The 12,744-nt window shown below is 67.1% G+C and carries 11 protein-coding genes; 6 read left to right on the forward strand and 5 right to left on the reverse strand.

The window, feature by feature from the left end:
* Positions 1 to 91: 91 nt before the first annotated feature.
* Complete coding sequence (locus tag ACXC9Q_RS02415) at positions 92 to 1,438, forward strand: caspase family protein (RefSeq protein ID WP_457054811.1); 1,347 nt, start codon at positions 92 to 94, stop codon at positions 1,436 to 1,438.
* A 21-nt stretch (positions 1,439 to 1,459) separates the two neighbouring features.
* Here the strand turns inward: ACXC9Q_RS02415 and dapB are convergent, their stop codons facing one another.
* The 3 genes from dapB to ACXC9Q_RS02430 all read right to left on the reverse strand — a co-directional run bounded on the left by dapB (position 1,460) and on the right by ACXC9Q_RS02430 (position 5,116).
* The gene (gene dapB, locus ACXC9Q_RS02420; protein ID WP_457054812.1) at positions 1,460 to 2,275 is read right to left on the reverse strand and encodes a 4-hydroxy-tetrahydrodipicolinate reductase; all 816 of its coding nucleotides are present in this window, start codon (positions 2,273 to 2,275) and stop codon (positions 1,460 to 1,462) included.
* A 759-nt stretch (positions 2,276 to 3,034) separates the two neighbouring features.
* The gene (locus ACXC9Q_RS02425) at positions 3,035 to 3,376 is read right to left on the reverse strand and encodes a Rieske (2Fe-2S) protein (protein ID WP_457054813.1); all 342 of its coding nucleotides are present in this window, start codon (positions 3,374 to 3,376) and stop codon (positions 3,035 to 3,037) included.
* Positions 3,377 to 3,385: 9 nt separating this feature from the next.
* Entirely contained in the window at positions 3,386 to 5,116 is a 1,731-nt protein-coding gene (locus tag ACXC9Q_RS02430; protein WP_457054814.1) for a GMC oxidoreductase, read from the reverse strand.
* A gap of 178 nt (positions 5,117 to 5,294) precedes the next feature.
* Between ACXC9Q_RS02430 and ACXC9Q_RS02435 the strand changes: the two genes are divergently transcribed.
* From ACXC9Q_RS02435 to ACXC9Q_RS02450, 4 genes are all read left to right on the forward strand, one after another.
* On the forward strand, positions 5,295 to 6,551 hold the full coding sequence (locus tag ACXC9Q_RS02435) for an MFS transporter (RefSeq protein ID WP_457054815.1): 1,257 nt from the start codon (positions 5,295 to 5,297) through the stop codon (positions 6,549 to 6,551).
* 5 nt (positions 6,552 to 6,556) lie between these two features.
* Entirely contained in the window at positions 6,557 to 7,378 is an 822-nt protein-coding gene (locus ACXC9Q_RS02440; RefSeq protein WP_457054816.1) for an enoyl-CoA hydratase/isomerase family protein, read from the forward strand.
* A gap of 251 nt (positions 7,379 to 7,629) precedes the next feature.
* Complete coding sequence (locus ACXC9Q_RS02445) at positions 7,630 to 7,833, forward strand: universal stress protein (protein WP_457054817.1); 204 nt, start codon at positions 7,630 to 7,632, stop codon at positions 7,831 to 7,833.
* On the forward strand, positions 7,830 to 8,108 hold the full coding sequence (locus ACXC9Q_RS02450) for a hypothetical protein (RefSeq protein ID WP_457054818.1): 279 nt from the start codon (positions 7,830 to 7,832) through the stop codon (positions 8,106 to 8,108). Before ACXC9Q_RS02445 ends, ACXC9Q_RS02450 begins: the two co-directional genes overlap by 4 nt.
* On the opposite strand, the gene ACXC9Q_RS02455 is transcribed toward ACXC9Q_RS02450, so the two are convergent.
* Complete coding sequence (locus tag ACXC9Q_RS02455) at positions 8,081 to 8,980, reverse strand: MBL fold metallo-hydrolase (protein ID WP_457054819.1); 900 nt, start codon at positions 8,978 to 8,980, stop codon at positions 8,081 to 8,083. The genes ACXC9Q_RS02450 and ACXC9Q_RS02455 overlap by 28 nt on opposite strands.
* Positions 8,981 to 9,190: 210 nt before the next feature.
* On the opposite strand from ACXC9Q_RS02455, the gene ACXC9Q_RS02460 reads away from it, so the two are divergent.
* Positions 9,191 to 9,724, forward strand: coding sequence for a DUF1440 domain-containing protein (locus tag ACXC9Q_RS02460; protein WP_457054820.1), 534 nt, complete (start codon positions 9,191 to 9,193; stop codon positions 9,722 to 9,724).
* A 73-nt stretch (positions 9,725 to 9,797) separates the two neighbouring features.
* Here ACXC9Q_RS02460 and ACXC9Q_RS02465 read toward each other — a convergent pair whose 3' ends face one another.
* A complete protein-coding gene (locus ACXC9Q_RS02465) occupies positions 9,798 to 12,515 on the reverse strand; it encodes a family 20 glycosylhydrolase (protein ID WP_457054821.1) in 2,718 nt (905 codons plus the stop codon).
* Between the last annotated feature and the right edge of the window lie 229 nt (positions 12,516 to 12,744).

Below are 12,744 nucleotides of genomic sequence, written 5' to 3' on the forward strand. Positions count from 1 at the left end.
CGACGGCTAGCCAGGACGGCATCAGACCTGATCGAAGGGGAGGCTTGACAGTTCCAGCGGCGGGGGAGATCTTCGCTTGTGAGGGGTCGGGATGGTGGGTAGCGATGGTGTCGCGCGACGGCTCGCGCTGATCGTGGCGACGTCGGCGTACGAGGACGAGGGCCTCGCGCAGCTGGTGTCGCCCGCGTACGACGCGGCCGCGCTGGCCAGTGTGCTGGCGGATCCCGCGATCGGCGGGTTTGCGGTGTCTTCCGTGCTGGATGCGCCATACGGGCAGATCTCTCAGACCATCGAGGACTTCGCGGCCGAACGCGACCGTGGCGATCTGGTGCTGCTGTATCTGTCGTGCCACGGACTGAAGGATGAGCAGGGCAGGCTGTACTTCGCCGCGCGCGATACGCGACGCGATCGGTTGCGCTCGACAGCTGTCTCGGCTGGGTTCGTCAACGACGTTCTGTTCGCGTGTCGATCGCGCTGCAAGGTTCTGTTGCTGGACTGCTGCTACAGCGGCGCGTTCGCCAGGGGCTTGTCCGTCAAGGCCGATCCTTCGATTCATACCGCGGATCATTTCGACGCGCGCGGTCTGGTGGTGCTGACGGCATCCGATGCGACGCAGTACGCCTTCGAGGGCGACAAAGTGGTCGGAGGTGCCACGCCGTCGATCTTCACCTCCAGCGTGACCCGTGGGCTCCAGACCGGTGCCGCCGACATCGACGGAGACGGCCTGGTCTCGGTCGACGACATGTATGAGTACGCGCGCCGACAGCTTGCCGGGCAACCGCAGCTGCAGAATCCGCGCAAGTGGGAGTTCGACGTGGCCGGCACGATCGTCTTGGCCAGATCGCCGGCTGCGCCGGGGCCCGCAGTCGCGCCCGCAGCGGAGAGTCTTCCGGCGGTTCTGTCCCCCGACTGGGGGAACGCGGCGCCGGTATCGGCGCGGATCCGGCAGACCCAGTGGTGGCTCGGGCTGCTGCTCTTCCTGGCCACCGCGGTCGTCCTCAGCGTGTTGCTGATGGGATGGATCTTCGATTGGCTGTACTTCCTGGGTCTGACAGACCAACTGCCTTCTGATCATGCGGGGGTAGTCGCAGCAGCCTCGGGCGGCGCCTTGTGGGCCGTCGCCTACGGCGTGGTCGATGCGGCTCGGAGCTCGCCGGCCCGCTGGTACGACCTCCTCCTGCGCTGGCTGGCCACGCTACGCCAGGTGTTCCAGCCCTCAGGTTGGCGCCAGTTCGCGCAGGCGGTCCGCGCGGCGGTGCCACTGAACGTTGCACTCACACTCGTGGTATCCGTCCTCATCGGCGCCTTCGGCTACGACCACTGGGGCGGCTCGCAGGGCCGCGACAAATCCTTCCCACTCGCCTACACACTCCTCACCGCCCTCGCCGTCGCCACCTACCTGACCAGCGAACAACGCAAACGCGGAGAAGGCTCCTAACCGTCGGCCCTTGGTGAACAGCTAGCGATCCGCGTCAGGATCGCCGTACAGGAGCGAGGCGAGTCCTCTCCGGAGTCCTGTCTGGTCGGCGACCCGGCGAATCGCCAGGAGGGTTCCGGCGACGTACGGGTCCGCGGTCGAACCAGGATCGTGGCGCATCACAAGTCGTTCCCCTGCTCCACCGAACACCACCTCGGTCGTCACGACGAAACTGGGCAGCCTGATGGAATGGATCCGAGTGCCCGCAACCTCGGCACCTCGGGCCTCGACCGGACCGTGCAGATCCAGAAGCGGGATCGCCGCACCGGGCCGGCGCACATTGCCCAAGGTTTCGGCGAGCTCCCGGGATGTGCCGCTGGGGACATCGGACTTCTGGTCGCTGGCGTAGTCGAGCACTTCCCAGTGCTCCAGGTGCTCGGCGGCCATCGACGCGGCACGCAGTAGTACGGCCGCCATCACGGAGAAGTTTCCCGCCGCGATCACGCCGACGCCACGGTCACGCGCCGTACGATCGATCTCCGCATAGTCGGCGGCGGTCAGCCCGCTCGACCCCACCACGACATGGATCCCGGCCTCGATCGCCGTGACCACGTTCGTCTTGACCGCGGTGGCGCTGGTGAAGTCCACGACCACGTCCACCGGAGCCGATCGCAGGGCCGCGGCGACCGTCCCGTAGATCGACCCGCTGGCATTCGAGCCGGTGACCGTCGCGATGTCCTGACCGGCCGCCGATCTGGACACTCCGGCGGTGAGCGTCAGGTCGTCGGAGGCAGCGATGGCGGCGACGATCGGCGCCGCGGTCCACCCGGTGATACCGGCGAAACACACATTCGTCATACCAAGACCCTACGGCGCATGTCACTCGGTGAGCCTGCGACTCCGAAGGCACACGAAGTGGTCAGCGCACTCGCGGCGTGCGGTTGTTGCCATTGGCAACATATTGATCAGTTGGCCCGGATGTGAAGTCGGCTTGGCGATTCGGCAACTTTGATGGCCCTCGGAGCATCAAACAGGTGTCCAAGGGGGGCATCGTGAAGTCTTTTCACACCATTCGTTCTGTCAATCGTGTCCGACACCTCAGCACGCGGCCTTCGGTCGCGCGATGAGACGCCATTCGTTGGTCTGTGGTCTGTCGACCGCGACGCTGGCGACAGGTTTGCTCCTCGTGGGGAGTACGTCTGCGTCAGCCCAGGTCGCCGGCAGCACAGAGACCACCGCGGTCCTGCCACCGGTGTTGGGCAAGGCGCGGTTCACGTGCCATGACGAAGGCGCCAACGTCACCGCCAGGCTGCGCAACCCGAACGCGACGGTCCAGCACTACATGGTCGGGATCACCGCAGGCGATATCCACTACGACTACGTCGTGAGTCCGGCCGCAGGCGGGGCCGAGCTCGTCGAGTTCGGTGGTCTGCCCAACGGCACGTACTTGCTCCAGGTCCAGAACGCCGCCGGGGCTTTCGACGCCCAGACCCGGGTGCGTGTGCGGTGCAACGCCACGCCGCCAACCGGAACGCCTACGGGATCGCCGCCCGCATCGCAGACGCCGACTGCATCACCTCTGACAGGAACGTCCTACGTGGGTAGAAGCCGGATCGGTCACAGGCGGATCTGGACCTCTCCGTCGAGTTCCTGCACCTCGTAGACGCTCAATGGCTTGACGGCCGGCCCGTTGATCACGGCGCCGGTCGTGAGGTCGAATCGGGAACCGTGGCATTGGCACATGATCGTGCGTCCGGTGCGCAAACCGCTGGACAGCGGGCAGGGCTCGCTGCCGCACGTGCAGAGGTCGCCGAAGGCGTAGACGCGGCCGTCGACCCGCGCGAAGGAGACGCGCAGCTTTCGATCGCCCAGGGTGAGGTAGTACGGAGCGACGCCGTCGTCAGCGATCGCCGCAGCGGCGTCGACGGTGCGGAACGTGCCCGCTGAGAGTTCGGTCATCGGGTGCTCCTAGTAGGGATAGTCGGGGATGACGTCGGACTTCTTCGCATCGAGTCGCAGCTCGCCCAGAGCGCCGGCAGGTACGGCGGGACGGTGTGGCATCACCGGCGTCACGCGCTCGTACCCGGACCCCAGCGGCGGCCTCGGGTCGACATCTCCCTTGTTCGGCCACAGTGACAGCGCACGCTCGGCCAAGGCAGTGATCGAGAGCGAGGGGTTCACTCCAGTGTTGGCCGGCATCACGCTGCCATCGATGACGTGCAGGCCCGGCTGGCCGAACACGCGCTGGTAGGGGTCGACCGCGCCGCTCTCGCTGCTGTCGCCGAGCGGGATACCGCCGGTGAAATGGGCCGAGGCAGTCCGGTTGATGACCTCGAACGGCAGTGCTCCTTCGTGGCCGCCCATGGTGGCCGCCATTCGATCGACGAACTGCTCGACGACGGGGATGTGCACCGAGGGAGGCGTGCCGGTGTGGCGACTTCGCAGTACTCCGTCGTGCCAGTAGAGCTCGATCGACGTGTCGGTCGTCTGGGAGCAGAGCATGACGACCGTCCGCTCGGCCCAGTTGCGTGCGTCGTCGAAGCTGAGGACGGACGTCGGATGCTCGATCAGTTGCTTGACCCAAGCGGCCGTCGGGTGCTTCTGCTCGCCGTGCTGGTGATAGGTGACCAGAAACGCGAACAGGTCGTTCCCGACGCCCCAGTAGACGGGCTCGATGCTCGTGACGGGGTCGGGCCAGACGCCGGAGGTGATCGACACCGAACCGGGGGTGAGGCAGATCCGGTCGGGATCACGCTTCCATTCCTCGTGTGTGCGCGTGATCGCGAGGAGCTGTTCGGAGTTCGTCCGCGCACGCCGGCCGAGCTGGGTGGAGACGTCCCGTAGCCGCCCCTCATGCTGCATGTGCAGCAAGAGCTTCGACGAGCCGTACGCGTGGGCGGCGACGATGACCTGCTCGGCGGTGTAGGTGTGGTGCTGCACGTGCTCGGCTCGTTGCGCCCATCCCGGGTGCCGTGCGTGCACCTCGAACCCGCCTCCCTCGAGGGGGATGAGGTCGTAGACCTCTTGGAGTTCGTGCACCCGGGCGCCTAGCTTCTCCGCCAGATACAGGTAGTTCGTCGTCAGCTTGTTCTTCGCGTTGTGGCCACAGCCGATGTTGCACTTCCCGCACGAGATGCACCCGGTACGACGCGGTCCGGCGCCACCGAAGTACGGGTCGTCGGCCTCGACGCCCGGGCTGCCGAAGTACACGCCGACCGGCGCCTTGTTGAACGTTTCCCCGCGTCCCATCCCGGTCGCGACCTGGAGCATGACGCGGTCGACGTCGGTGGGCATGTACGGGTAGCGAACGGCACCGAGCATCCGGGTCGCCTGGTCGTAGTGGGGGGCCAGTTCGTCGGCCCAATCGGTAATGCTCGCCCACTCCGGCGCGTCGAAGAACTGCTTCGGGGGCACGTAGAGCGTGTTCGCGTAGACGTGAGATCCGCCGCCGACGCCCGCGCCGCACAAGACCAGCACGTCATCGAGGTATTCGACCCGCTGGATCCCGTACAGGTCCGCCGCGGGGAACCACAGGAACCCGGGCAGATGCCACTGGCTCTTCGGGATGTCCGCGTCGTTCCATCGCTTGCCGGACTCCAGGACGCCGACCCGATACCCCTTCTCCGCGGCACGAAGCGCGGAAACGCTGCCGCCGAACCCGGAGCCGACGATCAGCACGTCGTAGTCGAAGCTCTCCATCGGGATCTCCCTCCTAGGCCCACCTGTCATCGACACATTCGCGCTCAGGAGCTTCACATCGCACCCGTCGAACACCCTGGTTCTCAACGCTGCCGGCCGCCGGACCCCGGAGGACCGGTGATCTGGCACGTGGGGCGTACGGGTCCGATGGAGCTCGTGAGTGCGGAGTATCGGTGACATGACCAATTCAACTGTTCACATCGATGACGCGCTCGTCACTGAGGGGACGAAGCGCGGACGTTTGAGCCGGACCGCGGGCTTCTGGGCCGTGGCCGCGAGCATGTCGGTTCTGACCGCCTTCTCCACCGCGCCGAGCGCGCTGTATGGCATCTACCGACGACAGGACCACCTGTCGTCCATCACCGTCACGATCGTGTACGCCGTCTTCGCCGCCGGGATCGTGACAAGCCTGCTGCTCGTGGGTCACCTCTCGGACTGGTACGGACGACGGACACTGCTCATGCCCGCTCTGCTGACGGGCCTGGTGGCTGCAGTGATCCTCGCCAACTCCACTTCGCTTCCAGCCCTGTTCATCGGGCGAGTGCTCACCGGTCTCGCCCTGGGCGCGGCCACCGCGACCGCTACCGCCTACCTGACCGACCTGGACTCAGGTCCGAACGGGGTGCCCACGCGGCGCGCGCAGATAACGTCCACGGTCGCGAACGTCGGCGGCCTGGCAATCGGCCCCTTGGCGGCCGGGTTGCTCGCGACGTACGTTCCCAGCTTTCCCCGACTGATCTACGTCATCCTCGCGGTGTTGTTGGCGCTCGCGCTGGTCGCCACCTGGGCGGCTCCTGAGGTCAGGCCGCTGCCAAAGCCTCGCCCCCGCTACCGCCCGCAACGGCTGGCGCTTCCTGCTGGTGCGCGCACCCAGTTCGGTGCGGCGCTCACCGGCGACTTCCTGGTATTCACCGTGTACGGCGTGTTCGCCGGGCTGGCGTCCGCGTTCCTGTCCGGGGCGCTGCATCGGTCGTCGCCCGTACTGGCCGGTCTGACTGTCTTCATCGCCTTCGGCGTCGGGGCACTCACTCAGATCATCACCAGGACCTGGCCGCTCCGCCGGCTACTCGCCGTCGGCATCCCCGTGCTGCTTCTGGGTCTGGCCGTCATCGTGACCGCGGCCTGGTTGCGTCCGCCGAGCCTTACGTTCTTCCTGATCGGAGCGGCCCTGGTGGGTGTAGGGACCGGCAGCATCTTCCGAAGCACCTTGACAGTCGTCATCACGACCGCGCCGCCCAACGATCGCGCCGCTGCCTTGGCCCTGTTCTTCGTCGTGGGCTATCTGGGCCTCTCGCTGCCCGTCGTCGGGGCTGGGATCGCCTTGCAGTACGTGACCTTCAAGGTCATCCTCCTCACCTTCGCCATCATCGTGGCCACGGGAATCCTCGTCGCCTCGCCACTGCTGCTGCGCAGCCTCGCCGAGAAGAAGGGTTGAAGCCGATGGACTACGAGACACTCACCGTGCGGCAGGAGGGCGCCGTACTGTTCGCAGCGATCAACAGCCCGCCGATGAATCTTCTCGGGCCTGAGCTGGTCCGTGACCTGGTGTCGTTGATTCAGCAGGCCGAGGCCGACAGTTCCATCCAGGTGCTCGTGTTCAAGAGCGAGGACCCCGACTACTTCATCCCGCACGTGGACGTGACCCGGATCGCGGAGTACCGGGCCGAGGCAGCGAAGCTGGTGGGCGAGCCGTCGATTGCGCTGCTCTTCCGCCATCTGAGCGCGAGCCGTCTCGTGACGATCGCGCAGATCGAGGGACGGGTACGGGGTGCCGGCAGCGAGTTCGTCCTGGCGTGTGACATGCGGTTCGCCGCACGCGAGTCGGCGATCTTCGGTCAGTTCGAGCCCGCGTTCGGTCAGGTCCCCGGCGGGGGAGCGACCCAGCATCTGGTTCGTCTGATGGGTCGCGGCCGGGCACTCGAGGTCATGCTGAGTGCCCGGGACTACGACGCCGACCTCGCCGAGCGTTACGGCTGGATCAACCGTGCCCTCCCCGCCGAAGCACTCGACGACTTCGTCCGGGTTCTCGCCCACCGCATCGCCGGCTTCCCAGCCTCCGGCCAGATCGCAGTCAAGGACCGCGTCAACGCGATCGCCCTCGCACCGGCCGACGACTTCCGCCACGACTCCGACCTCTTCGGCGAGAGCGTACGCACCCCCGAAGCCCAATCCCGAATCCAGGCAGCGCTGTCCAACGGCTTCCAAACCCGCCTCGCAGAACTAAACCTCCCTCAACTGCTAGGAGGCCTGCCGGCCTCCTGACGACCCACGAGCCCTGGAGTTTCGCGAGTCCCCCCGGCGAGGACCAGCTCCCGACTGGCCGTGCTCACCTGAACGCGCTGGCCTGGGGTCTGCCCGTGGGTGTGACGGGTGCGATCAGGGTCCGCGGGCAGTGATAGTGGGTGGAGCGTCGGAGCAGGGAGCCGCTGATGACTCGATCTCGGCAATGTTGGCTCGGTGCGATCGGGAGCCTTGACGGGCTCTGGCACCGACGGACCGCGGCGCAGGAAGGCGTGATCGCTGTCTTGGTCGATGGCGGTTCGGTCGGCTTGCGGGCAGTGGACTGGGCCGCGCTGGAGGCATCCGCCCGCGGGGTCCCGTTGCGTGTCGTCCATGCCGTCGGGTATTCGCTGGACGCGTCGGCGGTGGATGGGGCCTCGACTGTGGTCGACGCTGCCTGCGCCCGGGCGCGGGCCGTCGCCGCCGATCTCGGGTGATCACTGACGTGCAGGCCGGTACGTCGCCGCTCCTGTGCGGCCTCGAGGAGCTGATCGTCGTCGGCCGGCGCGGTCGCCGGACCGGTCTGGTCCGGACGGATGGTGGTGGGTACGCGCGGTCGCCGGCGAGCGCATCACGCTGTCTGTTGCTCGTTGACGAACAAGATCCTTCGCTCGGCCCGCGGTCCGATGGCGATCGTCCCGACGTTGAGAGCGGACTGACGGATCGCTCCTGCCGCCGAGCGCTTCACAGCCAGGCGGAGGCGACGATCTGAGGTCTGTTAGCGGCCGGGTGTTCGCGGACGCCGTACTGCGCGCCGGCGCCGGCCCAGAGAATCAGCTGGCCTGCGTAGTCGGGGTGGAGGTCGATCATGCGGTTGAAGTATCCGAGGGCAGTGGTCGCGGTCTTCAGGGCTGCTTCGGCCTCGTCGAGGTACCGCCGGGTGGCGGCGATCTGGCGGCCGGCGTCGTCGTCACCGAGCCGGTTCAGGTGTCCGGCAACGATCGATCGCGGGGCGAGTGCCTCGACATTGTCGATCGCGGCCCGCCAGGGTGCGAGACCGTCGGGTCCCAGGGCGTCGCCGACGTACTGGTGGGCGCCGTTGTAGATCACGTCGCCGGCGACGACCAGCCCGAGGTCCGCGACGTGCAGGACACTCGAGTCGTCGGAGTCACCGTGGCCGACGTCGACGATCCGGAGTTGGTGGCCCTCCAGCGCGAAGCGATTGTCCGGCACCGTCACCGCGGTGACGGCTGACGGCGGAATGTCGGCGTACATCTTGTCCCACAGGAACGGCCGGGCGGCGACGCTGGCATGCATCTGCCGGATCACGCCCGCGGATGCGACGATGCGAGCGCCGAACCGGTCGGCGAGGAGCTGTGCCGCGAACCAGTGGTCCCCGTGGCCATGCGTGATGTAGATGTCGGTGAGCCTGCGTCGTTTGCCGGCCACCCAGTCGCCCAGGTCGCGCGCCGTGGAGGGATTGAAGCCAGGGTCTGACAGGACGGCGTTCTCTTCTCCGTAGATCAGGGTGCTTGCGATCGGGGAGAAACTCCTCGGCGCACCATTCGGCAGGGCACCGGGCTGCGCGGGCGCTTCACTGACGAACACCTCGTACGCGAGACCCTCGGCCGGCGTGCTGTTCATGGTCCTCTCCTCTGAGTCGATGGACGTCTACGACGATGCCCTTCGAATGCGCTGATCGCCCCTGGGCAAGTCCCTGGTCCACCGATCCGGCCACGCCGGCGACAGACAGACAGTTCCGCGGACCAGGGAATTACCCGGGCGCGACGCACGCGCATCCGGGCGATCCTGAGATTCGAAGGAGACTCGCAGAATGTTCGAAGGAGCAGGACGATGAAGAGCGATCGACTCACACCGCTGGGAGCCATCACTCGTGGGCTGGTCGCGGGCACGATCGGGACCCTGGCCATGGATGCGCTGTTGTACGCCGAGTACCGAAGCGGCGGCGGCAAGAGCGAGGTCGGCCGCTGGGAGTTCTCGGCCGACATCAAGACCTGGGAGCAGGCAGCGGCCCCAGCACAGGTCGGAAGACGGTTGTTCGAGGGCCTCTTCCAGCGCGAGCTGCCGGACAGCAGAGCCGCCCTGGTCAACAACATCATGCACTGGGGGTACGGGATCGCGAACGGTGCCGCGTACGGCGTCGTCGCCGGATCCGTACCCAAGCCCCGGGCCTGGTACGGCGCGATCTTCGGCGCCGGCGTCTGGGGGACCAGCTATGTCGTACTCCCGGCAGCAAAGCTCTACCAACCGATTTGGAAATACAACTACAAGGTCCTGGCCAAGGACCTCAGCGCGCACCTGGTCTACGGCCTGACCACCGCAACCGCCTTCAAACTGACAACCTTCGCGAGAAGGCGGCGCCGCTAATTGCCGTCCGGCGATCGGAGCGGCCCTGCGCAGCTCGTGCGTGCGCAGGGCCGCCGTGTTCAGCTACCGGCTGTCAGAGTCCGGAGCACTGGCCCGACTTCGGGCCGGACGCGGTGTTGGGTTGGCCTGCGTTGGTCGGCGCGGGAGAGTTGCCCGTGCAGGACAGCGGCCCGCTGATGTGGTTGCCGGAGACGATCGTCGAGCCGGTGTTGTTCTGCACGACGAGCGGGCCGGCGACGGTGGCGCCGTCGATCGTGACCTGACCCACCGAACCGCTGACCCGCACCGGACCCCTGACCGTCGCGGGCGAGCACTCGCCGTTGTGATTACCGAGCCAGACCCGGGTTCCACCGGTCACGCTTACCGGCCCGGACACGGTCGTACCGCACAGCAGAACGTTGTCTGCTCCGGACGCCGTCACCGGACCGCGGAATTCAGACCCGGATGCGTAGAGTCCGGCACCCGCAGCCACGGTTACAGGTCCCGAGACAGTCGCGCCGTCGAAGCACGCGACGCCCGCAGACACGGTCAACGGACCCTGGTGCGTCCCGGTGACCATCGTCGTACAGGACGGGACGCCGGTCGCGACGAACGGCACGGCCCAGGTCTGGCCCTGACGGCTGTAGGTGACGGTCCCGTGATAGACCCCGTCCACTGGGTAGGTGTGGCTCCCGCTGACGGTCATCAGGCTTCGGCCCTGGCGTTGGCTCGCCACGTAATCGCGTGCTGCGATACCGGCGGCCTCGGCCGGGGATCCGTCGCCCCAATCGATCATGGCGGTGAACTCACCAGGCGGAATCGAGCCGGCGGCCAGACGGCCCAGAGGTTGGTTGCTCACGGTCTTGTCCACGCCGAGGCGGGTGACCGTGCCCATTGCCTCCGGACTCCAGGTGACCTGGGCGATGGAGCCGAAGTTCACTCCTGCGAAGGCCCACCGGGCGCCGGCGACGCTGAGCCGTTGGCGGTACGCGTCGTAGTCCTGGGTGAGCACCTTGGGAGACCAGGCTTTCTCCAGGATGCCGGCCAGCCGCGGGAACACCATGAACTCGTTCGTGGCCAGCCCACGCATCTGCTCGCCCCAGATGGGCGCCTCGATGCCGATGATGTCCTCCGCTTTCGGTCCGCCGTACGCCGGTTGCGCCCAGACGGACCGGTACTTCTCGTACACCCACTCCGGGTCCCACGAGTAGGCCTTGTCGAGCTCGGTCCGCGGTGTCCGGCCGGGAGACCCGTCGTACCCGAAGTCGAGGTAGGCGTTCCACTCCGGGGTCGTGATGACGCTGCGGCCCTGGTTGAACCACTCCGGCTTGATGAGCGGGGGGCCACCGCCGGTGTAGTCGGACCAGTAGTGGTTGATGGAGGTCGAGCCCGGTGCGTATCCCTCCAGTGCGGGGTTCCAGCCCATCATTCGCTTGCCGGCGTTGTTGACGATGTTCTCCATCTGCCCGATCCACCACTTGTAATCCTCGTGGGGCATCCCGATGGCCTCGTCGCCGCCGATGTGGATGATCGGTGCCGGAGAGATCGCGGCGAGCTGTGCGATCGCGTCCCGCCAGAAGGCGAGCGCTCGCTCACTCGCCGGGTCGTTCGGGTTGGTGCAGAACCGGTCGGTCTGGGTCTGGCCCTGGCAGCCCACGACTGCGACGCCGCCCAGGGATCTGACCGCCGCCGTCGCGTGGGCCGGGCCCTCCAGCTCTGGGACGATCTCGATGAACCTGTCGGCGGCGTACTTGACCAGGCCCTTGAAGTCCTCTTGCGTGTAGAAGCCCGCGATACAGGCCGATCCGTTGCACCCGGTGCCGTCCAGAGCCGGGTAGCCCTTGATCTCCAGGCGCCAGGACTGGGAGTCGCTGAGGTGCAGGTGCAGCCGGTCGCCCTTCAACGCGGCCAGCTGGTCGATCATGGACCGGATCTCGGCCACCGATATGAAGTTGCGGGCGGGGTCGAGCTGAAGACCTCGATGCTCGTAGCGCGGGTAGTCCAGGACCGTGATGGGCTGCGCTGTCCACGGCCCGACGCCGGTAGTGGGGGAGTTGATTGCTGCTGGCAACAGCTGCCGAAGGCTCTCGAAGCCGTTGAACAGGCCATGTGCTTGCGGGGCGACGATCTTCGCGCCCGCACTCGACACCGTGAGGGAGTAGCCCTCGGCCGCCTTGTTCTGCGGGACGCCGGACACCGATCCGAGGGTCAGTGAGATGTCAGAGGCGGTAGCGGAACCTGTCACGACGGGGAGTACGAACCCGGTGGCGGGCCGCAGATAGCCGGCGAGGACCTCAGCCGTGGCGGTGAGGGCACCGGTGGAGACGACGATCCGGGATCTGTTCGTGAGCTCCCACGGCTGACCGGTGCCGGGCTGCTGCTGCACCGGCACAGGGATGATCTGTCCCACGGTCGGCGGAGGCTTGGGTCCGGACCAGATCTCGAACTCATTGATCGTGTAGCCGGTGGTGGACGTCGTGGCCAGCGCTTGCATCCGGACACACGAGATCGGGTCCTTGCGATCGATCACCTGGGAATCCTTGTCGCTCGGATTCACCACATGGGTGACCGTCGACCAGGTCTGGCAGTCGGCGTCCGTTGAGACCTGCAGGTCGTACTCCGTCGGCTTGGCCGGAGAAGTCCAGCGGCTGAACACCTCGTAGACCGGGGCGGGCGTGGCCAGCTTGACCTGGAACCAGTCCTGGGTCGGGTCGTAGCCGTTGCCGACCGACGCGTAGTTCGAGCTCCATCCGTTGTGCACGAACACGTCGACCGCGTTGGCGGGCGCGTACGTCGCCGCGGGCGGAGTCATGCGTTGGGACTTGGCGGAGGCGACCGCACCCGGCAGAAGGGCGAGGTTGACGCTCTCGGAGGCTGAGGGATCGGCGGACGTTGTTGGTGTGCCGGCGGAGGCCTGTCCCACTGTCAATGGGACAAGAGTTGCGGCCACAAGGGCACCGATTGTGAGAGCGGGGACAGCGCGAGGCCGAGACCGATGGCCTGCGGCCGGTCTCCCCTCGGGTTTCGACGACAAGAACGGG

Source organism: Kribbella sp. CWNU-51, from assembly GCF_054073265.1.